The following is a 20,769-nucleotide window of genomic DNA, read 5'->3' as shown; positions in this document are numbered from 1 at the left end:
GCGGCAGGTCCTCGTCAGGGAGTGCCCAGGATGGCGTGCTCGTAGGCGTAGATCACCAGGTGCACGCGAGTGCGCTGGCCGAGCTTGGCGAGCACGCGCGCCACGTGGGTCTTGACCGTGCCTTCACCGACGGTCAGGGCACGGGCGATCTCGGCGTTGCTGAGCCCGCGCGCCACGTGCCGGAGCACCTCCAGCTCGCGCGGCGTGAGCAGGTGCAGCCCGGCCGGTGCGGGCCGGGGCGCGATCTGCGCGAACCGGCGGATGGCGCGGCGGGTGACCTGCGGGTCGATCAGCCCCTGCCCCTTCGACGCCGCGCGGACCGCCTCGACGAGCAGCGCCGGTTCGCTGTCCTTGAGCACGAAACCCGCCGCGCCCGCCTGGAGCGCGCCGAACAGGTACTCGTCGACGTCGAACGTGGTCAGCGCGACCACGGCGGGCGCGGGGTTCACCGACTCGGTGATCCGGCGGAGGGCCGCCAGCCCGTCCATCCGCGGCATCCGCATGTCGAGCACCACCACGTCGACGCACAGCAACCGGGCCTTGTCGACGGCTTCGGCGCCGTCCACGGCCTCGTCGACCACCTCGATGTCCGGTTCGGCGTCGAGGACCAGCCGCAGTGCCCACCGCGCGGGCTCTTGGTCGTCGGCGACCAGCGTGCGGATCATCGCCCCTCCCCCAGCGGCAGCCGGGCCTCGACGAGCCAGCCGCTGGGCCGGTTCGGCTCGATCCGCAGCGTTCCTCCCAGCAGCCGGGTCCGTTCCCGGAGGCCGCGCAGCCCGGTGCCGTCGGCCGTCGGGCCGGGTGCGGTGGAACCGTTGTCCGCCACGGTGATCACGACGGCGTCCGGCGTGTGGTGGAGGCGCAGGTCCACCCTGGTCGCGTCGGAGTGGCGCAGCGCGTTGGTGAGCGCCTCCTGGGCCAGCCGGTAGCCGGCGTGATCGACCAGTGGCGGCAGGCGGTCCGGCGCCGGGCCGTCCCTGGTGAGGGTCACGGTGCGGTTCGGGCCTGTCACGTGGTTCACGAGGGCGTCCAGATCGGTCAGCGTGGTGCCGTGCGTGGGTAAGGCGGCCAGAACGTCGCGGACCTCGGTGAGCGCGGTGGCCGACACCTCGGCGATCGTGACCAGCGCCCGGTCGGCGACCGGCGGCAGGGAGCGGGCGACGTGCCGGACGGCGTTGGCCTGCATCCGGATCACGGTGAGGTGGTGTCCGACCGCGTCGTGCACCTCGCGGGCGATGCGGGCGTGCTCCTCGGCGATCACGCCGCGGGTCTCCTCCCGGTAGAGGCGTTCCGCGTCGTCGGCGCGGTCGCGGTGCATGCGCAGGGCGTGGCCGACGGCAGCCGGCGCGATGCCGAGCAGGAGCAGGTCCGTCCAGGTCGCGGCCGTCGGTGAGTGCACCCCGGCCACGGACACGACGAGGAACCAGCCCACGGCCAGAGCGAACACCGCCGGCCGGGGACGGTGGTACGCGGCGGAACCGAACGCGGCCATGGCGACCAGGCGCCCGGACCAGTCCGGCACGGCGATGACGATCACGATCGCGGCGGACGCGAACGCCGTGATCAGCGGAAAACGACGTCGCAGCAGCAAGGGGACCGCCACCGCGACCGATGCGGCGATCATGACGACCGGACTCGCGGAGCGGTGTTCCACCAGCCCGAGCACCGCCACGGCGACCGCGGACGTGACGGCGAACAACGCGTCGCCTCCGATGGTGCCGCGAAGCCGCTGGGGAACCGTGCTCCGCGGAAACGACCGCCACGCGTGCGGTCCCACCGGGCGGCCGGTCGCCCGGTGGTCATCCATTCCCCCGTTGTACACGGCCAGGTCAGACCGGTGTGCCGCACCGCGCGTCCGGCGCGGGCAGCTCCCCGGCCAGGAGGTAGCGGTGCACGTGGTCGCGGACGCAGGCGTCGCCGTTGAGGTAGAGCCCGTGGTTGCCCTCCACGGGCAGGTACGCGCCTCCCAGCTGAGCGGCGACCCGGCGGCCGTGCTCGGCGGGGGTCAACGGGTCGTGCTCGCCGTTCGCCACCAGCACGTTCGGCATCGCGGACAACGCGGACGGCGGGTTGAGCCCTTCCGCGGGCAGGCCCGAGCAGTGCCCGGAAACCCGCCACGGAGCCGCCGCCCACCCCAGCCGTGGCGCGACCGCCCGCAACCGGTCTTCCACCCGCTTCACGGCCGGGAAGTCGTCCGGGAAGGGGAAGTCCGCGCAGAACGCCGTCCGCGCGAGCCGGACGTCGGACGGCCCGGGCCGCGGTGTGATCGGCGTCGTGTCGCCGGCCTCCAGCTGTGCGAGTCCGGTGGTCAACGCGGGCCATCCCCTGTCGTTGCCGATCCGCGCCGCAGCCCACCTGAGGACCGCGGACGCCTCCACGCCGGGCATGGACAGCACCTGGTCCCACACGGCGATCACGTCCTTGCCGTGCAGTGCGCAACCGGTGTCGGCCGCGCACCACCGCGCCATCCGGTGGAGGTTGTTCTCCGCCGCGACGGCACCGGACCGAGCCCACTCGGCCGGGTCGCGCCGGGTGTGGTCCAGCACGCTGTCCAGGTACATCCGCCCGACCCGGTGGCCGAACAGCTCCGCGTACGACTGCCCGTAGACCGTGCCGTAGGAGTTGCCGAAGTAGTGGAGCCGACGCTCACCGAGCGCACGCCTGATGGCGTCCATGTCGTGCGCGACCTGGCGAGCGTTGAGACGCCCCCGGTACGCACCCGTGGTCTCCGCGCAGTCCGCCGCGAACCGGCCGTTGGCGGCGGCGTACTCCCGATGGGCGGACTCGGTCACCGGCGAGGACAACGGAGCGGGGTTGGGACTCGGGCAGGCGACGCCCATGCCCCGCGGGTCGAACACCACGACGTCGAACCGCGCCGCGAGGTCCGCGAACTGGTCGCGGTAGCCCGGAAACGCGAAGTTGGGGATGGTCGCCCCCGGGCCGCCGGGGTTGAGCAGGAGGACACCGGCCTTCTGCTCCCGAGCCGGGATCTTCAGCAGCGGCACGGCGATCCGGGTGGCGCCGGCCGGACGGGTCCAGTCGGCGGGAACCACTACCTCGCTGCACTGGAGTCCGCCGTAGCACTCTTTCCACGTCAGGCTCTCGGCAGCGGTGGCGGGGGTTGCGCCTCCTGCGAGCACACCGACTGCGGCCAGGAGCGTCATCAGCGCTTTCATGCCCCGATCCGATCATCCGGAGCACGCCGGCACGTCTGCCTTTCGACAGACATCGCGCTCACCGCGACACACGGGAAGAGGGCGGTATTCCAGTGATTAAGGAATTCTCGGTGCTTTGCGGTCTGCTTTCACGGCACACCGGGCAGAACCACTCGCGATTCGACGAACGGCTGGTACGACACGGCGAACGGACGCCGTTTTCAGCACTGCCGATCAGCTTCTCTGAACTCTTGCCTTCTTTTATCCGACGCCACTGGGAGACCGCTACAGTCGCCGGAACGCGCTCAGCAAGTCGAGCGCTCCTGGCACAAAATGCAGAACGCGCGAGGTCTTGATGCTTGACGAGAACCAGCCGCCGTTCCGATCGCCCGACACAGTGCACAACGAAGTCAGCACGAATGCGGGCGGCGTGGTTGCTCAAACCGGGTCTGTTTTCGGAGATGTCCACCTCCACGGTGGCGACCGAGGGTGCACTGACGATGACCTGCATGTCGCTTCTGCAGATCTCGTCCGCGCGATCAAGGCCCAGTGGCTCCGCGAGGCGGAGAAGCGCCGCATTCGAGACCCTCTTCGGCTGAACGTTCGATTCGGACCGGCACATCAGGAGATGACCGATTACTGGGGTAATGTGTTCGGAGATCCAGCTGTTTCCGAGATCGAGCCTCCACCGCTGTCCGGACTGGTACAAGACTTCACCGAGACTTATCGCGGAGTGCCATCAGGCAGGATGGTGGTGTTGGGCAGAGGTGGCGCCGGAAAGACGGTGCTCGTCTTGCAGTTCGCGCTCGACCTCCTGAAGCAGTGGAGAATCGGCGGTCCCGTACCGGTGATTCTCAGCGTCGGCACCTGGAATCCGACCACAACCTCACTGCGGACCTGGGTCGAGGAGCAACTGGCGCGCGACTACGTCGGACTGGGGAAAATCGGGCGAAGCAGAGCGCCGACCGCGTCCGTTCTCGTGGCGGAGGGTCAGATTCTGCCGATCTTCGACGGGTTCGACGAAATCGCCGCACAGCACAGGAAGCAGGCGCTCAGGTTGCTCAGCGAGTGCAACCTCCCCATGGTGCTGACGAGTCGCACGGAAGAGTACGCAGCGGCTGCCCGCGAGCTGCACGTGCTGTCCCGGGCAGCAGCCGTCGAGCTGATCGACATCTCGCCGGAGGACCTGCGGACGTACCTTCCCCGAACGCGCCGCAACAACCCTGGAAGCGCGTCGTGGGAGCACGTCCTCGACCAACTGGAGCGACAACCTCTCGATCCTGCCTGCAACGACCTGGCAAGAGTTCTGTCCACCCCGCTGATGGTCGCTCTCGCGCGTGACATCTACGGGGAAGGCACTCACCTGGATCCGTCGGTGTTGCTGGACCAGCGGCGGTTCAGCGGCACCGACGCTCTCGAACACCACTTGTTGGACGCCTTCATCTCGGAGCTGTACACACGACCGCAAGAGACGACCGGCAGACGGCGTCGACAGGCACCGCGCTGGGATCCAGCTCTGGTGCAGCACTGGTGCGCCCACCTCGCCAGGCGACTCGACCACCACGGCACACGAGACTTCGTTTGGTGGACCTTGGCCCGAGAGGCACCGCGCCGCGGTAGCGGTGTGTTGCTGGGGCTGGTGGGCGCCACAGTCGGGCACTTCTTGTGCACAACGGACGTCCAGTTCCCCGTGCGGGCGGTGTTCGGACTGGTCCTCGCGGTGGGTTTCTCGATCTGGCTTCACCTCGGACTCGCGGGCGGACTGCCGACCGGGCTGGTCTTCGGAATCGCCGGCGGAATGGCGCTGGGGTGGCCCGCCGGGTTGCTGGCGGGCCAACTGGGTGTTGTGGCGGGGCTGGTCATCGATCGGAGAGCGGGCCCACCACGGCCGGTCGTAGCCCGCCTCGGACTGCGCAGAAACCTCCGCCGAGCAGCTGGCGGCCTGACCACGGTGGCTGCGACCGGAGTGGCGACCGGCCTCGTCGTGGGTGTGCTCAGCGGCTTCACGATCAGCGCTGGAGCAGGAATGCTCGGCGGCGTCGCGGTCGGAGTGGGCACGGCTCTTGCCGCTTTCGTGAACCAACCAGCCGACACCGCACAGGCTGTTGACCCGCATTCTGCTTTCCACGCTGACCGGAGCAGCGTTCTGCTCGTCGGTTCGTTCGGAGGGTTTCTGTTCGGTGTCTCGTTCGGCGTGGCCGGCGACCTGTCTTCGGGGTTCATCGTGTTGTCCGGTGCCGGCTTCACCGCAGTCGGTGTAGCGGCACTGGCCCTCGGGTCCGCATGGGGCGAGTTCTGCCTCGCACGAAGCTGGTTCGGCCTGCGCGGCGAACTGCCCTGGCGACTGCTCACCTTCTTGCACGACGCGCACGACAGAGGACTCCTCCGGCAGTCGGGAGCCGCATACCAGTTTCGTCATGCGCGACTTCAAGATCGGCTCGCGTCACTCTGCAAGAAGTAGCTCGGTGGCGTCGTTTGATCATGTCGCCTGGTGCACGGCCGCCATCACGACGTGGCTCACCACGGTGATCCGGCGAAGAACGAGCAGACCACCCGGCGGATCTCGGGAGGCGCAGGGGTCCCGTCGCGGTCAGGTCCGCGTCGCCCGTGTCCTCCACAGCACCAGGACGAAGTAGGGCGTGCCCAGCAGCGAGATGACGAGACCAGCCGGCACCTGCGACGGCGCGACGACCGTGCGGCCGAGGGTGTCCGCCGCGCTGACCAGGATCGCACCGACCGCCGCGGCGACGGGGATGACACGGGCGTGCTTGCCGCCGACGAGAGAGCGCGCCAGGTGTGGTGCGACGAGGCCGACGAAGGCCACGACGCCGATGGCGGCCACGGCGGTCGCCGCGAGGACGCCGCAGGCGGCCAGGACCACCACGCGCGACCGTTCCAAGGGCACGCCGAGGATGCGGGGCGTGTCGTCGTCCACGCTGTGCAGGTCCAGTTCGCGGTGCCGTGACCACAGCAGCGGCGTCAGCAGGGCCAGGGCGATCAGGCCCGGCACCACCTGGTCCAGCGTGCGGCCGTAGGTGGAGCCGGAGAGCCACGTGAGCGCCTTGGCCATGTTCCACGGGTCCGAGGTGACGATCAGCAGCGTGATCAGCGCCATTCCGCCGGACCAGAGCCCGATGCCGATGACCACCAGCCGGTCGGAGTCCAGGCCCGAGCGCCAGGCGAGGCCGTAGACCAGGGCGAACGCGACCGTCGCGCCCGCGCCGGCGGCACCGGCGACGTGCCACGCGCCGGCCATCGGCACGAACGTGATCAGGGCGATGGCGGCGAGGCCCGCGCCCGCGGTGATGCCGAGCAGGCCCGGTTCGGCGAGCGGGTTGCGGCTCACCGACTGGATTCCGCAGCCGGACACCGCCAGCGCCGCGCCCGCGGTCAGTGCCGCGAGGACGCGCGGCAGGCGTTGGTCGAGCACGTAGGTCAGCGCCGTCCCGGTGTTGCCGGACACCCAGTTCACGAGGTCGCCCAGCAGGACGAGCCGGTCGCCGAGCAGCATGCCGACGATCGGGGCGGCCACCAGCAGGACGACGACGGTGGCGCTGGTGACGACGAGACGCCGCCTCGACCCCGCCACCGCGACACGGCCAGCCGGGGGCTGGCGGCGTGAGCCGCTCGGGCGGCTGCGGCGGGCCAGCCACACCAGGACGATCGCGCCCACCACCGTCGTGATCACACCGGTCGGCACGCGCAGGGCGCCCGCCGAACCCATCACGGCTCGGATGAACACGTCCGCGCCGAGCACGAGCACGGCGCCGAGAAGTCCTGACAGAGGCAGCAGAACGCGGTGCCGGCCTTCCTTGGACATCAGCAGGCGTGTGATCACGGGCGCGCAGAGGCCCACGAACCCGACGGGGCCGGCGATCGTCACGGCGGCGGCGGTGAGCGCCACGGTCAGCAGCACCGCGCCGATGCGGGTGCGGCGGACTTTCAGGCCCAGGACCGTCGCGTTGTCGTCGCCCAGGGCAAGGAGGTCGAGCGAGCGTCCCATGGCGATCAGGGCGACGACCGCAACGAGCACGACCGGTGCCATCTGGGCGACGGCGTCGAACTTCGCGGCGCTCAGCGAACCGCTGCCCCACGCGAACAGGCCGGACGTCTCCTGCTCGTAGGTCAGCAGCAGGAGGATGGTGATCGACTGCAACGCGAGCGTCACGGCCGAACCGACCAGCACGAGCCGTGGCGTCGCCGACCCGGCACCGGACAGGCCCAGCACCACGACCGCCGCGGCCAGGGCTCCCACGAACGCGGCGCCCCCGGCGGGCAACGCCGGCAGGCTCACGCCCAGCGCGGACACCGCGACGACGGCGAGGTAGGCGCCCGCGTTGACGGCGAGCGTGTCCGGTGCCGCGAGAGGGTTGCGGGCCACGGACTGCATGCCCGCGCCGGCGACACCGAGCGCGACACCGAGCAGCAGGGCCGTGAGCAGGCGCGGCAGTCGCGAGCCGGACAGCACGGCGTAGGTCTGCTCGTCACCGGCCCCGACGACGGCGCGCAGCACGTCGAGCACGCCCGTGTCGGCGGTGCCCTGGGTGAGGTGGACGGCGGCGAGCAGGGCGATGGCCACCGCGCTCGCCGCCGTGACGACGACGTTCCTCACGGTCAGGCGAGGGCTTTCACGAACTGGTCGGCGATGCGCACCACGGACTTCGGCCCGCCGAACGTCCACGTGCCCGGCTCGAACCTGTGGACCTGCTGGGCCGACACGAACGGAAGCCGCTGCCACACGGGGTTCTGCGCGAGCCCGGTGGTGAAGACGTCCTCCTCGGACGCGCTGTAGAACAGCACGGTCTTGGGGTCGGCGAGCGCGGTGAGGCCCTCGACGTCGGTCTGGCCGAGCGCCCACTGCGGGTCGACCTGGCCGGTCCACGCGTTCTTCAGCCCGAGCCGCTCCGCGGTGTCGGAGACCAGTGACCCCTTGCCGAACGGGCGGATGCTGACCGTGCTGCCCTCCAGGTAGCCGTCGGCCATGAAGAACGGCGTGCCCGCCTTGGCCTCCAGCGCCTTCTTGCCCTCGGCGAGCTTCGAGTCCATTTCGGACAGCAGCTCGTCCGCCTCCGCGCTCTTGCCGATCGCCTGCGCGACCATCTTCACGTCCTCGCGCAGCCGGTCGAAGTTGCGGGCGGCGTCGCTGGACTTCGTGACGACGACCGGCACGTACTTCTCGAGCTGCGGCACGAGCGTCGTGTCGCGCGAGGAGGCCATGACCACGACGTCCGGGTTCAGCGCGACGATGGCGTCCACGCTGGGCTCGTTGCGCTTGCCGACGTCCTTGACCGAGGCGTCCAGGGGCATCGACGCGTTCCACGTCTTGTAGCCCGCCGTGTCGGCCACGCCCACCGGCATCACGCCGAGCGACGCGACGACCTCCGCCTCGGCCCACTCGAGCGCGACGACGCGCCGGGCGGCGGACTTCAGCTCGACCGCCTTGCCGCGGGAGTCGGTGACCGTGACGGGACCGCCCGCGTTCTCGGTGGGCTGCCCGCTCTGCGGTGTCTCCGTTGTGCCGCAGGCGGTCAGCAGGATCGCGGTGGCCGCGATCAGGACAGGGATGCGCATGACTTGTTCTCCGGGTTGTGGTTCAGACGCGAGGGGTGTGCCTGCCGACCGGGCGGCAGTGCAGCGTTCCGGTGACCGGGTCGTCCGCGACGTGCACGACGACGCCGTACGCCTCGGTCAGGTGTTGTGCGGTGAGCACTTCCTTGACCGTGCCGCTCGCCAGGGCCTTTCCCTGCGACAGCAGGACGACGCGGTCGGCGATGATCGCCGCGTGGTCGAGGTCGTGCAGCACGACCCCGACGGCCACGCTGTGGTCGGTGGCGAGATCGCGCACGACGTCGAGGATCTCCACCTGGTACCGCAGGTCCAGGTGGTTGGTCGGCTCGTCGAGCAGCAGCACGCCGGTCTCCTGGGCGAGGCACGAAGCCAGCCAGACGCGCTGGAGCTCGCCACCGGACAGCTCGTCGACCCCGCGACCGGCCATCTCGGCGACGCCGGTCATCGCCATGGCCCTGGCGACGGCGGCCGCCCCGTCCGGGTCGGTGCCCCGCCACCCCGTGCGGTAGGGGTGGCGCCCGTAGCCGACGACGTCCTCGACGGACACACCCGACGGTGTGGGCCGCTGCTGGGTGAGCAGCGTGACGTTGCGCGCGAACTCCTTGCCCGACAGGGCAGATCCGCGCCAGACCTGGCGGTCGCCGAGGCGCACCTCGCCCTGCTTCGGCTTGTGCAGGCGCGCCAGCGACCGCAGGACCGTGGACTTGCCGGACCCGTTCGGGCCGACGAGGGCCGTGACGGTGCCCGGTGCCAGTTCCACCGACACCCCGTGCACGACCTGGTGCTCGTGGTGGGCCAGGACCAGGTCCTGCCCGGCGAGCATCACCACCGGAGCGTTCGACATGAGGGGAGCCTAACCTAAATTAGGGTCGCCTCATCAACCCGTGACCCACGGCACGTCCACTTCGGACAGCGATAACCGCTTGAGGAACGCGCGGGACGATGCCAGGCTGCGACGGCCGTTGATCGTCCGTCCGCTGGGAGCCGTGCTTGTCCGTCGGAGCCACACCGAACACCGACGCGACGCCGGCGAGGCGGTTGCCTCGTCACGAGGGCGCGATCGGCCAGGCGCACAAGGAGGCCGAGTGGCTGCCCCGGCTCGCCCCGCACCTGCCGCTCGCCGTACCCGTGCCGGTGGAGGTGAGCCGGCCGGACTTCGGCTGTCCGTGGCCGTGGGCGGTGTCGCGCCGGCTGAACGGCGAGGTGGCGACCGTCGAGGCGCTGTCCGGTTCGCACCAGGCCGCCGAGGCGCTGGCCGAGTTCCTCCAGGCGCTGCACCGGTTCGACGCCGAACCGGTCGGCGTCGCCGCACCTCTGTCCACACGGGACGCGGCGACGCGGGCGGCCATCGCGTCGCCGAGCAGACCACCCGCCAGATCACTCAAGCCCCAGCAGACGAAGGACAGCATGCCCACCACAGTTCGTGACGCCCGCCAGGACGACTGGCCGCAGATCTGGCCGATCATCCACGACGTCATCACCCAGCAGGAAACCATCCCCTACGACCCCGGCATGAGCGAGTCCGACGCCCGGCGGATGTGGCTGCTGCCCGCACCTGCGAGAGTGGTCGTGGCCGGTGAAGACCAGGTGCTCGGCACCGCGAACATGTACGCCAACCGGGGCGGCCCCGGCGACCACGTCGCCTCCGGCACCCTGATGGTGGCCGAGGAGGCGCGCGGCCAGGGCGTCGGCCGCGCCCTCACCACCGACATGATCGACTGGGCGCGGCGCAGCGGGTTCGCCGCCCTCCAGTTCAACGCCGTCGTCGACACGAACACGGCGGCGATCAAGATCTACGAGAGCCTCGGCTTCGTCACGCTCGGCACCGCGCCGAGGGCGTTCCGCCACCCGGCTCGAGGGCTGGTGGGCTTGCGGGTCATGTGGCTGGACCTGTGAAGGCTGGTCCGTCCCCGGGACGGACCAGCCACCTCACGACGATCAGGAGCACTTGCGCCCGTCGTTGACGCACTTCACGATCTTGGCCATCGTCTGCTCGGAGTTGACGTTGGCGAAGTCGTTGTGGTCGGAGAACGGGTTGTGGTTCTCCTCCGGGAACGCGTCGAGCTGGTACTGGCCCTTCTGCTGGACGTCACGGGAGATGTTGTAGGAGATGCTGATCCGCAGCTGAGGGATGGCCTTGAAGCCCTGCGGGCACGCGCCGGTCTGCTTGTCGGCGAACCGGACGTGGTCGCGGTGGTTGGCGCTGTCGGCGTTCTGACCGTCCCAGCAGCCGGGGAAGTCGTGCACCCGCATGACCTTGCTGCCGTTCGGGCAGACCACGTACTTGTCGGACAGCCGGTCCTCGAACCCGCCGCAGGTCCACGTCGCACGGGCGTTGGCGGGGCCGCGGCTGGTCGGCTTGGCGTCACCGGTGACCATCTTCAGGAACTGCGGCATGGCCGTGACCTTGCTGGTCGCGTTGCCGCGGTACTCGATCTTCACCTCGGCCGGGCGGACGATCTTGCCGTTGTTGCCGACGAGCTCCAGGTTCCTGCCGGTGGGAGCGGCCAGGGGCGGCGGGGCGGCGGTCGTGGTGGTGGCACCGCCGTTGTTGTTGCCGCCGTTGTTGTTCCCGTTGTTGCCGTTGTTGTTGCCGCCGTTGTTCTCGTTGCCGCCTTCGTCGCCCTCGTTGAGACCGCACTTCGCGAGGCGCTCCAAGCCCTGCGGCTTCTCGGCGTTGCGGCCGATGGCGATGGCGATCCGGTCGAGGGTGGCGACCCGCTTGTCCTTCAACGGCCCGAGGATGGCGTTGTCGACGAAGTTGGCCCCGCCCTGGCCCTTGCTGGTCACGAGCCGCTGGTTGGCCTCGGCGATCTGCTTGTCCAGCAGCGCGAGGTTGCGGTCCACCTCGTCGATGGCCTGGTCCGGCACACCCGGCAGCGCGCCGCGCACCGAGGGGCACTTGATGGTCGGGGTGGCCGCGTCCTGCTCCTGCTGAGCGCTTCCCTGCGCGGCGAACTTGCGCGGGCCGTTCGAGTGCCCGTTGTGGCCGCCACCGTGGCCGCCGTGGCCGAACCGCACGTCGCAGTCGGCGAGCGAGGTCAGGTTCGGCTTGCGCGCGGACCGGCCGATGGCGATCGCGATGCGGTCCAGCGTGGCGACGCGCTTGCTGCGCAGCGGGCCGAGCACGGCGTTGTTGACGAAGTTCGGGTCGCCGGGGTTCTCGTTGCGCGACACCCGGTCGTTGGCCTCCTTGAGCTGCTGCGACAGCAGCTGGAGGTTCCTGGTCACCTCGTCGCGCACCCGCTGCGGCACGGCGGGCAGCCGCTCCGCGACGCCGGGACACGCGACCTCGCCGGGCCCCGTCTCCTTGATCTTGTCCGGACTGGAGCCGACGGACGACGGGTTGGCCTTCGGGTTGATGCGCACCACGGGCCAGAAGTAGGACGAGCGGTCACCGTTGCGACAGGTGGTCTCCGCGTCCAGCAGGCTCTCGTCGGTCGACTCGGCGCTGATCGACACGTTGCCCACGAAGTCGTGCACGTGCTGGGCGCCGTGCCGCAGACCCGGCTGGGCGACCGGGTTGTCGGCGCTGAACTTGCCGTTCTCGTTCGTGCCGCAGTCGACCGTGAACACGCCGCCTGCCCCGTTCTTGCCGACCTTCGGCGTCACCACGTTCTTGCCCACCTGCTCAATGGGCACGAACGCGCTGACCGGCGCCGGCGCGCCGTCCTTCGCCGCCAGCGCGACGGTGGCAGTCCCTGCCGCGACCACAGCCACCGCTGACAGCGAAGCGATCAGGCGGAACTTCCGTCTGTCGGTTACGCGGTGCGTCACTAGTCCTCCTCGTTCATGCCGTGCATGATCGGGAGTACGTACGGCGGAGCCTCCCGGCTCAACCGAAATTCCCGCTTCGCACAGAATCGAACGAGACCGCTCCCATTCGACGACACCGCTTGTCACGATGGGTGATCGGTACCGTCGTGCTGAGTGATCACCCGCCGACGAGTTGTGCACTTATGTGCACTCGCGTTCGCCGATGTCCGTTCGAGTCCGGGAATGATCGTTTCAGTCCACGCGGTCGGTGTTGCACCTGACGCAGCGGCATGTGATGTCCTTCGAAGGACCACAGCACGAAAGGCCCCGCTCGCGATGCACCTCTCCTTCACGCCTCCCCGCCGGGTCAAGATCGGTGACGCCGCCGCCTTCGCCGGAACGACCCCGCGCGCCATCCGCCACTACCACCACATCGGGCTTCTCCAGGAGCCCGAGCGGGGCGGGGACGGACGCCGCCGCTACGGCTACGACGACATGATCCGCCTGTTGTGGATCCGCAGGATGGCGGACGCCGGCATCAGGCTCGACGACATGCGGGCGGCCTTCGACGAGCCCCTCGACGTCGAGGAGAGCCTGAGCCGCCTGGAGGAGAGCCTGGCCGCCCAGGAGGCCGACATCAGGCGTCAGCGCGAGATCGTCCGGCGCCTGCGAGCCGTGGGCAGCCCGCTGGGGCTGCTGTCGGACCTGGTGGCGGAACGGCTCAAGCACCTGCCCGCGGGCGCGCTGCGCACGTCCGACCTCGACACCTTGATGGTCACGGAACGGATCTTCGGCCCGCAGGCCGCCGCGGTCCAGGCCAGCACGTTCATCGTCCTGGCGACCCACCCCGGACTGCGGGCGGAGGACGACCGGCTCGACGCGGCCGAGGCGGCCCTCGACGACGGCGTCGAGCCGGACGACCCACGGGTCGAACAGCTCGCGAGAGAGCGATTCGCCCACTGCAAAGCCGTGGAGCAGGCCATCCAGGCCGCCGGACTGGACACCGCCGAAGAGGAGCTGTTCAAAATGGACGACGAACTGGATGGCGAGCAGGACAGGCTGATGAGCGCTTACGAGGCGTTCACCAAGATGCCGTACGACTTCTCTCCCGCACGGGTGCGCTGCATGGAGCGCGCGGGACAACTGCTCGGACAGGACCTCGCGGACGGCTGACGAGCGGTCAGCCGTGGTTCAACCGGACGGCGCGGACGTCGGCTCCGTCGCTGGCGGTGGAGGTGAAGAACGCGATGACGTCGTTGCCCGAGATCGTCTCCAGTCCCATGTAGTCGCCGAGGAACAGGCCTCGCGGGTCTCCGGGCGCGAAGTACGAGATCGGCGCCCGGTAGTGGTCGAACGGCCCGTGCAGCCGCTGTTCGGGTTCCCACGTGCGGGTGCCGTCGTGCGAGTGGCGGACCCAGACGTCGGTGGTCGCGATGCCGTCACCGAGCACGTTGTTCCGGTCGTCCCAGTAGGTCAGGGTGACCGTGCCGGTGTCCGACACGTCGATCGCGTGGTTGTAGGACTGCACCCCCGGGCCGCCGGTGGCGACCACGGCGGGTCCGCTCCAGTGCCGTCCGCCGTCGGTGGAGCGCGCCAGGACGACCCTGTTCACGGCGGTGCCCAGCCCGTCGGCCCACACGACGTAGATCGCGCCGGTGGTCATGTCGACCGCGATGTCGGGCAGGTAGTCCTCGGCGCGGATCGGGAAGCCGTTGTCGGGCACGACCAGCGGCGCGAACCGGATGGGTGCGATCTGCGCGGGCGCCGACCAGTGCAGCCCGGCGTCCCGGGAGGTCATGACGCCCATGTAGACGCCCCTGTCGTTGAGCCCCGCGCCGGTGAAGAGGTTCGCGGCGACGTTGTACAGCGTGCCGTCCGGGCCGACCGCGATCTGGTTGCCCTGGAAGTAGGCGTTCGAGTCGCGCATCGGCACCGGCGTGGACCACGTGAGCCCGCCGTCGGTCGTCCGGGAGAACATCGGCTTCCCGCGGTAGGCGAACGAGTGCAGGTCCGCGACCGGGTGCTGCCTGCCGTCGCTGGGATAGCTGCCGCGGATCCACGTCGCGTACGCGTGGCCGGGACGGGTCGGATCGCCGGTGATGGAGACCTTGTCGTTGAAGACGCCCCGGTCGCCGGAGTCCTCCTGGATGATCTGCGGCGGACGCCAGGCGCCAGTGGCGCGGTCGAAGCTCGTGACCGCGATGGCGGACAGGCCCAGCGCGGCCGAGTCGATCGGCTGGCCGATGAAGTAGGCGTTGCCCACCTTGTCGTAGGTCACCCACGGGTCCGTGACCCGGCCGAACCGGGTCGGGCCTCCCTGGCAGCCGCTCCACGGCACGTCCGGCAGCTTGGTCCAGTTCGCACCGCCGTCGTGGGTGATCCACGACGACAGGCCGCGCGCGCCGCCGTCCGGCCACCGGTCCTGCTGGGTCGCGCCGATCATCTCGTCCGGGTTGACCGGGTTGACCGCGACCTGCGGTTCGACCTCGGTGTCGTCGTAGGCCTCGGCGAAGTCCGCCGACGCGCCGTAGGGGCAGGCCGTGAGCGTCGACGCGCCGTTGACCAGCACATCCACGCTCAGCGAGAAGGGAGCGGCCGAAGCCCCGGGGGCCGTGCTCAAGAGGATCAGGGGGACGACTGCCGCCGCTGCGGTGAGCCGTCTGGTCGCATGCATAGGGGTACCTCCGCATGTCCACGTTCCCCCTCATGGGGGTATCGCCCCATCAGCTCCGGCCGTTTCGGCAGTGGCGGGCACGATCGCCCAGCCCTGCATGTGCGGCACGGTCGGCGGGACAGTCGTCAGGCGTGCTCGTGCAGGTCGGCGAGGTCCCATTCCGGCAGCGGGTCCTCCAGCGCGCGCCAGTGCGCCGGACCGGCCTCGAACTCCTCGTCGGTCAGCAGCGCCGGCTCCAGGCGGCGGCGTGGTTCGTCGAGGTCGAGGCCGACGCCGATGAAGACCAGTTCCTGGCGGCCCTGCGGGGTGTCCAGCAGCTGCCCCGGTTCGAGGGTGAGGTTCGGGCCTGCCTGTGACCACACCGCGAGCACCTCGGGGCGGCTCGCGATGTGGCAGAAGCCCTTGCTGCGCAACACGCCGTCCCAGTCGGCCAGTGCCGTCATCAGGCGTGCGGGGTGGAACGGCCGCGCCGCGCGGAACGCGACCGAGCGGATGCCGTACTCCTCGGTCTCCGGGACGTGGCCGGTGCCCGCCAGTTCCTGGGCCCAGCCGGGGGCCTGTGCGGCGGTGACCGGGTCGTAGCGACCGGTGTCGAGCACCTCGGCCAGATCGACGACGCCGTGCCGCGTGTGCAGCAGGCGGGCGGCCGGGTTCATCCTGCGCAGCACGGCGTCGAGCGTCGCGAGCTGTTCGCCGGTCACGAGGTCGGTCTTGTTGACCACCAGCACGTCCGCGAACTCGACCTGGTCGGCCAGCAGGTCCGAGATCGTGCGCTCGTCGGACTCGGCGGCGGCTAGGTCGCGCTCGGCCAGGTGGTCGCCGGTGGTCAGTTCGCGCAGGAAACCCGCCGCGTCCACCAGGGTCACCATCGTGTCCAGCCGCGCGTGGTCGGACAGGCTCGTGCCGTCCGCGAACGTCCAGTCGAAGGTCGCGGCCACCGGCATCGGCTCCGAGATGCCGGTGGACTCGACGAGGATCGTGTCGTACCGGCCCGAGCGCGCCAGCTCGCCGACGCTGTCGAGCAGGTCCTCCCGCAACGTGCAGCAGATGCAGCCGTTCGTCAGCTCGACCAGACGCTCCTGCGTGCGGTCGAGGCTCCCCTGGCCCGCGACCAGGGCGGCGTCGATGTTGATCTCGCTCATGTCGTTGACGATCACCGCCACGCGCCGGCCTTCCCGGTTGGCGAGCACGTGGTTGAGCAACGTCGTCTTGCCCGAGCCGAGGAAGCCGGACAGCACGGTGACCGGAGTGCGCCTGAACATATGCACATGATAATCATGTTCAGCAGACCGCACGCGCCGTGGCCCCGGCCGTGGTGGCGTTGGCCCGCCGCGCACGGCACGTTGTGATGGCCGGTCTCGCGATCGCCGGGACGTTCATCGTGGTGCTGTCGGCGTGGGACCTGTTCGGGACGCTGCCGCTCCCCCTCAGCGTCGCGAGCCCCTATTCGGTGAACATGGTGAACGAACGCATCTGGTCGAAGCGCCGCGCGGCGAGATCATCGCGCGGGATCAGGAAGCATCCGCAGTAGACCTCGCTCGGCGTGGGGAACTGGGCGAGCGGCACCCATTCCCGGCTCAACCGGTACGCCGCCTCGCGCCGCAGGCGGAAGCGCTCCTCCTGCGACTCCGCCTGCCGGCTCCTGACGTCGTCGAACGCCATCTGCGACCACGGGCCGTCCTGGCCGCCGATCTCCCGGCAGTACCCGCCGAGGCGGAGCAGGCAGAAGCGGTCCTGGTCCGGCCAGAGTTCGTCGACGAGCTCGCACAACTGCTCGATGTGCTTGAGCTCGCCGAACAACCGTTTCACGGTGTCCGGCTCGTGCTCGACGTCGCGCTCCCGGATCCAGTCCGGCAGCACCGGCCGCACCCACGCGGTGAGCCGGCGCTCGGGCGTGACGAACGGGATGTTCTCGTGGAAGTACGTCCTGGTGTCGTGGCCGGGAGGCGGTGGCGCCGTCTCCGTGCCCGCCGGGACGTGGACGACCCGCGAGAACTCGGTGGTGGGATGTTCTTCCATGTCCTCCTCGTGGTGCAGGAAGAACAGCAGCGATCCGTCCGCCGGCAGGTCGAGCCCCTCGGCCCGCGGAAGAGCCGCGCAGTCGACGGAACCGATGAACGGCAACGGGTAGTCGCCACCCGGCCACTTCACGCCCACCGGTAACTCGGGAAGCCCGCCGAACTGGCCGGCGACTTCGTCCCCGGCACCGCCCGGACCCGCCCAGATCGCGAACCGGAGCTGGTCGGCGAACGCGTCGGCCTCGTCGTGCGGAATGCCTCGATCGACTGCCGCGCTGCGGAACTGCTCATGACGATCCATGGCGCAGCATGATCGCAGACCGGTGGAAGCGCTCCCTCGCGCCGTTGGCCGATGGGCGCGACCCGATTCGCCGACCGGATGTCCGGCTGATCGGAAAACGAATCGACCCGGTTCATCCTCAGGAAGAACTGCCAAATTTTCCCATCACGCAAAATCGATCAAAAATGCCACCGGCGCATGTAGCATGGAGGAGAAAGTGCCGCTCTTCCGACGGCCTCCTCGATCCTTTCCACAAATGGCCTGATTCTCCCCGTCAGGCGGCAGCGTGGGCCGGCTCGCCTGAACCGCGGTCGCCACCATCGAGGAACAGGACACACGTGGACCAGCTCAGCCTCGGAGTCATCGCGCAGACCCACAAGGAGAACGAACGCCGGCTTCCCCTGCACCCGCTGCACCTGGACCGGATCGACGCGGACCTCCGCGGCCAGATCTACCTCGAACACGGCTACGGAGAAAGCTTCGGCATTTCCGACGAGCAACTCGCGGCCTCCGTAGCGGGGCTGCGCACGCGCGAGGAACTCATCGCGGAATGCGATGTCGTCCTGCTGCTCAAACCACTCGCCGACGACATCGCGCAACTGCGCGAAGGTCAGGTGCTGTGGGGCTGGCCGCACTGCGTGCAGGACGAGAAACTGACGCAGCTCGCCGTGGAACGGCGGCTGACGCTCATCGCCTTCGAGGCGATGAACCACTGGACCTCCGACGGTTCGTTCAGCCTGCACGTCTTCCACAAGAACAACGAGCTCGCCGGCTACTGCTCGGTGCTGCACGCCCTGCAGCTCAACGGCTCGACCGGCGACTACGGGCGGCGGCTGCGCGCCGTCGTGATCGGCTTCGGCGCGACCGCACGAGGCGCCGTGACGGCGCTCAACGCCCATGGGGTGCACGAGGTCACCGTCCTCACGAACCGGGGCGTCACCGCCGTCAGCGCGCCGATCCACTCCGCGCGGATCGTCCACTTCGACCACGACGCCGCCGATCCGGATCGCAGCCACGCCTTCACCGAGGAAGGGCGCGTGCCGCTGGCCGGGTTCCTCGCGGAACACGACGTCATCGTCAACTGCGTGCTCCAGGACACGGACGCACCGCTGACGTTCCTCACCAACGCCGATCTGTCCACCGTGGCCCCGGGAACGCTCGTCGTGGACGTCTCCTGCGACGCGGGCATGGGCTTCGAATGGGCGCGTCCCACCACGTTCACCGAACCGGACTTCCTGGTGGGCGACCACGTGCGCTACTACGGCGTGGACCACAGCCCGTCCTACCTGTGGAACTCGGCGACCTGGGAGATCAGCGAGGCACTGCTCCCCCACCTGCGTCCGGTGCTCACCGGCGCCTGGGACTCCAGCGACATCCTCCGGCGCGCCGTCGAGATCCGCGACGGGACCATCGTCAACCCGCGCATCCTCTCGTTCCAGCACCGATCATCGGAGTACCCGCATGCCCGTCTCTGAGCTGCACACCACCGAACTCGCCGACCACTCCGACAGCGCCGGCGCCTGCGCCGTGTGCCCTCACCCGTGGCACGAGCACGACCCGCTCGGCGTTCGCTACTGCACCGCCACCGCAGCCTCCGCACTGTCCCGCGGTTGCATCTGCCGGTGACGTGCCGCCTCGGACGATCGGATTCCACCGCTGTTTCGCGGTCACCGGCAGCATGACGGCGCAGGCCCACCCGCTCGCCCCGGTGCGTCAACGGCCTCATGCGCCGTGCCGCGAGTCAACCGTCCGAGCCGTGCCCATCCTCGTTGCCGGGGTGCGCGGCCGGGGCAAAAGCCTTCTCCAGCACGACGATTCTCTCCTCACGAACTGATCGTTCGACCTGCGCGTCCTGCGAACGAGGAACGGAGCCAGGCGCCCATGCCCTCGACTACGTCTGCGAGGACCGCGCACGTGTCAGCCGAGGGGCGGCGTCACGAAGTCAACGTCGGCAGGGACGTTCGCGATGCCCTGTGTCGAAACAACTCCGAGGCAGGCACCCGCAGCGCGCACGCCCTCGCGCGCCTCAGCGAGGAAGCTCGCGGGTAGCTCGTTTCCGGCGTGGTCGAGCAGGACGTCGTCGAAGCCGAGTGCTGCCGCCTCACGGGCGAGCGCCACGACGTAGCCGCGCACTTCGGGATGGCTCGAGTTGGTGAAGACAAGGTCGCCGTCGCGGGCGGCGTGGTCCCGCAACCCGGAGTGCCACGCCGCCTTCGCCAGCACGGGGTCTCGGAACGGCACCACTCGCGCCACGGCGCGCAGCCCTGCCCGGTGAAGCTGATCCACGGCTGACCGCGGGTCGTAGCGGTCGCTGACCGCACCGATCCGACCGGCCAGCGCGACGTTCGAGAGGTAGGGGATCTGGCCGGTCTCGTCCTTCACGTCGAGCACGACGGTGTCGATCTCGCCCTTGCGGGCCATCGCGAGCACCGCCTGACGTGAGCGCGGTGACGTCCACTCCCCCGGTTCAAGATGCGCAACCCGCATCGCGGGACGCACGACCGGCACGGTCACGTGCTGTCCTGTCGTGTTCCCCGCCGTGTCGCGTGCTTGCACGAACACGGTCGCCGCCGACGGCACGGTCACTTCGAAGGTTCCGTCGTGCAGTCGCGCAGCGCTCTGACCGACCCGTACGAGCACCGCTTCGCTTGTCGTTCCGCGCACGGTGATCGACGTACGCGGATCGGCCGCTTCGGTCCGATCGACGGTGAGCGACGGCGCGGTGTCGTCGATCCTGAAGTTGTGCTCGACCTCAGCGTCCCACCACAGCAGTGAGGCATCGCGGACTCGAGCGCGCAGCGTGTGCACGCCTTCGACCGGCTCGAAGTCGTGCAGCCGCAGCCGGTCTCCCTCACGACGAGTCGGAACAGGCTCGTCGTCGATGAACACATCCACTTCGTCCAACGTGCCCGGGTCGTCAGCGGTGACACTCACCGCGAGCACAGCGGCTGTCTTCAAGACCGAACCGTGTTCGAGTCCGTCGACGGCGAGCCCGAACCGCTTGAGGTGCGACACGGAAGCCTCAACGGTGAACGACACACCGCACACCGCGGCGAGCAAGGCGAGCAGGAGGAGTTCGGACTTTCGCGCTGGGGCGTTCATCGTTCATCCCGTGGCCAGCGCGGTGAGCCGGTCCGCACCACCGCTGAACACGTTCTGGTCGATCGGGGACGAGCTGTGCTGCCAGATGGTGTGGAAAGGCCACTTGTGGGGCATGGGGCCTACCGAGGCCGCGTACCTGGCGAGCCACAACGGGTTGGTGGAGCTGAAGTCGCCGCTGCGTCCCGTGCACTTGTCCCACCACAGCGTGGACGTGTA

Annotated in this window: 17 protein-coding genes; 5 read left to right on the top strand and 12 right to left on the bottom strand. The window is 69.8% G+C overall.

Going from position 1 to position 20,769, the window contains the following annotated elements:
- Positions 1-14: 14 nt before the first annotated feature.
- The 3 genes from ORI60_RS23845 to ORI60_RS23835 are packed head-to-tail and all read right to left on the bottom strand — an operon-like array spanning position 15 to position 3,176.
- On the bottom strand, positions 15-665 hold the full coding sequence (locus ORI60_RS23845; RefSeq protein ID WP_266039954.1) for a response regulator: 651 nt from the start codon (positions 663-665) through the stop codon (positions 15-17).
- Positions 662-1,807 carry a sensor histidine kinase gene (locus ORI60_RS23840; RefSeq protein WP_266039953.1) on the bottom strand — a complete coding sequence of 382 codons (1,146 nt, stop codon included), beginning with the start codon at positions 1,805-1,807 and terminating at the stop codon, positions 662-664. Before ORI60_RS23840 ends, ORI60_RS23845 begins: the two co-directional genes overlap by 4 nt.
- Before the next feature lie 22 nt (positions 1,808-1,829).
- Positions 1,830-3,176, bottom strand: a complete 1,347-nt coding sequence (locus ORI60_RS23835) for an alpha/beta fold hydrolase (protein WP_266039952.1) — start codon at positions 3,174-3,176, stop codon at positions 1,830-1,832.
- Between the two features lie 334 nt (positions 3,177-3,510).
- Here ORI60_RS23835 and ORI60_RS23830 point away from each other — a divergent pair, with 334 nt between their 5' ends.
- A complete protein-coding gene (locus ORI60_RS23830; RefSeq protein WP_266039950.1) occupies positions 3,511-5,616 on the top strand; it encodes an NACHT domain-containing protein in 2,106 nt (701 codons plus the stop codon).
- Between the two features lie 129 nt (positions 5,617-5,745).
- Here the strand turns inward: ORI60_RS23830 and ORI60_RS23825 are convergent, their stop codons facing one another.
- From ORI60_RS23825 to ORI60_RS23815, 3 genes are read right to left on the bottom strand one after another with little or no spacing between them, the layout of a single operon-like run.
- Positions 5,746-7,767: an iron ABC transporter permease gene (locus ORI60_RS23825; protein WP_416234487.1), complete on the bottom strand. Its 2,022-nt coding sequence runs from the start codon at positions 7,765-7,767 to the stop codon at positions 5,746-5,748.
- Positions 7,768-7,769: 2 nt separating this feature from the next.
- A complete protein-coding gene (locus tag ORI60_RS23820) occupies positions 7,770-8,726 on the bottom strand; it encodes an ABC transporter substrate-binding protein (RefSeq protein ID WP_266039949.1) in 957 nt (318 codons plus the stop codon).
- Positions 8,727-8,748: 22 nt separating this feature from the next.
- Entirely contained in the window at positions 8,749-9,567 is an 819-nt protein-coding gene (locus tag ORI60_RS23815) for an ABC transporter ATP-binding protein (RefSeq protein ID WP_323055933.1), read from the bottom strand.
- A 146-nt stretch (positions 9,568-9,713) separates the two neighbouring features.
- On the opposite strand from ORI60_RS23815, the gene ORI60_RS23810 reads away from it, so the two are divergent.
- Complete coding sequence (locus tag ORI60_RS23810; protein WP_266039947.1) at positions 9,714-10,619, top strand: N-acetyltransferase; 906 nt, start codon at positions 9,714-9,716, stop codon at positions 10,617-10,619.
- 42 nt (positions 10,620-10,661) lie between these two features.
- Here ORI60_RS23810 and ORI60_RS23805 read toward each other — a convergent pair whose 3' ends face one another.
- Positions 10,662-12,443 carry a DUF1996 domain-containing protein gene (locus ORI60_RS23805; protein WP_266039946.1) on the bottom strand — a complete coding sequence of 594 codons (1,782 nt, stop codon included), beginning with the start codon at positions 12,441-12,443 and terminating at the stop codon, positions 10,662-10,664.
- A 372-nt stretch (positions 12,444-12,815) separates the two neighbouring features.
- On the opposite strand from ORI60_RS23805, the gene ORI60_RS23800 reads away from it, so the two are divergent.
- Positions 12,816-13,652 carry a MerR family transcriptional regulator gene (locus tag ORI60_RS23800; RefSeq protein WP_266039944.1) on the top strand — a complete coding sequence of 279 codons (837 nt, stop codon included), beginning with the start codon at positions 12,816-12,818 and terminating at the stop codon, positions 13,650-13,652.
- A 7-nt stretch (positions 13,653-13,659) separates the two neighbouring features.
- On the opposite strand, the gene ORI60_RS23795 is transcribed toward ORI60_RS23800, so the two are convergent.
- From ORI60_RS23795 to ORI60_RS23785, 3 genes are all read right to left on the bottom strand, one after another.
- The gene (locus tag ORI60_RS23795) at positions 13,660-15,099 is read right to left on the bottom strand and encodes a sialidase family protein (RefSeq protein ID WP_266039943.1); all 1,440 of its coding nucleotides are present in this window, start codon (positions 15,097-15,099) and stop codon (positions 13,660-13,662) included.
- 179 nt (positions 15,100-15,278) lie between these two features.
- Positions 15,279-16,415, bottom strand: a complete 1,137-nt coding sequence (locus tag ORI60_RS23790) for a GTP-binding protein (protein WP_266039942.1) — start codon at positions 16,413-16,415, stop codon at positions 15,279-15,281.
- Between the two features lie 181 nt (positions 16,416-16,596).
- Positions 16,597-17,472, bottom strand: coding sequence for a DUF1963 domain-containing protein (locus ORI60_RS23785; RefSeq protein WP_266039941.1), 876 nt, complete (start codon positions 17,470-17,472; stop codon positions 16,597-16,599).
- A gap of 317 nt (positions 17,473-17,789) precedes the next feature.
- Between ORI60_RS23785 and ORI60_RS23780 the strand changes: the two genes are divergently transcribed.
- Positions 17,790-18,926, top strand: coding sequence for a N(5)-(carboxyethyl)ornithine synthase (locus ORI60_RS23780; protein WP_266039939.1), 1,137 nt, complete (start codon positions 17,790-17,792; stop codon positions 18,924-18,926).
- A complete protein-coding gene (locus ORI60_RS23775; RefSeq protein WP_266039937.1) occupies positions 18,913-19,077 on the top strand; it encodes an RGCVC family protein in 165 nt (54 codons plus the stop codon). Before ORI60_RS23780 ends, ORI60_RS23775 begins: the two co-directional genes overlap by 14 nt.
- 291 nt (positions 19,078-19,368) lie before the next feature.
- On the opposite strand, the gene ORI60_RS23770 is transcribed toward ORI60_RS23775, so the two are convergent.
- Positions 19,369-20,553: a putative glycoside hydrolase gene (locus ORI60_RS23770; protein ID WP_266039936.1), complete on the bottom strand. Its 1,185-nt coding sequence runs from the start codon at positions 20,551-20,553 to the stop codon at positions 19,369-19,371.
- A 3-nt stretch (positions 20,554-20,556) separates the two neighbouring features.
- The coding region (locus tag ORI60_RS23765) for a GH25 family lysozyme (RefSeq protein WP_266039935.1) at positions 20,557-20,769 on the bottom strand (213 nt) is incomplete at its 5' end.

This window comes from Lentzea sp. NEAU-D7, assembly GCF_026242055.1.
In the GTDB taxonomy this organism is placed as follows: Bacteria; Actinomycetota; Actinomycetes; order Mycobacteriales; family Pseudonocardiaceae; genus Lentzea.
The sequence above is the reverse complement of the archived record's forward strand: the minus strand, read 5'-3'. Positions and strand labels throughout refer to the sequence as shown.

What these genes read in the sequence shown, in the direction of transcription:
- ORI60_RS23845 (WP_266039954.1), bottom strand. Translation starts at nt 665, where the DNA reads ATGATCCGCACGCTGGTCGCCGACGACCAAGAGCCCGCGCGGTGGGCA.
- ORI60_RS23840 (WP_266039953.1), bottom strand. Translation starts at nt 1,807, where the DNA reads ATGGATGACCACCGGGCGACCGGCCGCCCGGTGGGACCGCACGCGTGG.
- ORI60_RS23835 (WP_266039952.1), bottom strand. Translation starts at nt 3,176, where the DNA reads ATGAAAGCGCTGATGACGCTCCTGGCCGCAGTCGGTGTGCTCGCAGGA.
- ORI60_RS23830 (WP_266039950.1), top strand. Translation starts at nt 3,511, where the DNA reads ATGCTTGACGAGAACCAGCCGCCGTTCCGATCGCCCGACACAGTGCAC.
- ORI60_RS23820 (WP_266039949.1), bottom strand. Translation starts at nt 8,726, where the DNA reads ATGCGCATCCCTGTCCTGATCGCGGCCACCGCGATCCTGCTGACCGCC.
- ORI60_RS23815 (WP_323055933.1), bottom strand. Translation starts at nt 9,567, where the DNA reads ATGTCGAACGCTCCGGTGGTGATGCTCGCCGGGCAGGACCTGGTCCTG.
- ORI60_RS23800 (WP_266039944.1), top strand. Translation starts at nt 12,816, where the DNA reads ATGCACCTCTCCTTCACGCCTCCCCGCCGGGTCAAGATCGGTGACGCC.
- ORI60_RS23790 (WP_266039942.1), bottom strand. Translation starts at nt 16,415, where the DNA reads ATGTTCAGGCGCACTCCGGTCACCGTGCTGTCCGGCTTCCTCGGCTCG.
- ORI60_RS23785 (WP_266039941.1), bottom strand. Translation starts at nt 17,472, where the DNA reads ATGGATCGTCATGAGCAGTTCCGCAGCGCGGCAGTCGATCGAGGCATT.
- ORI60_RS23775 (WP_266039937.1), top strand. Translation starts at nt 18,913, where the DNA reads ATGCCCGTCTCTGAGCTGCACACCACCGAACTCGCCGACCACTCCGAC.
- ORI60_RS23770 (WP_266039936.1), bottom strand. Translation starts at nt 20,553, where the DNA reads ATGAACGCCCCAGCGCGAAAGTCCGAACTCCTCCTGCTCGCCTTGCTC.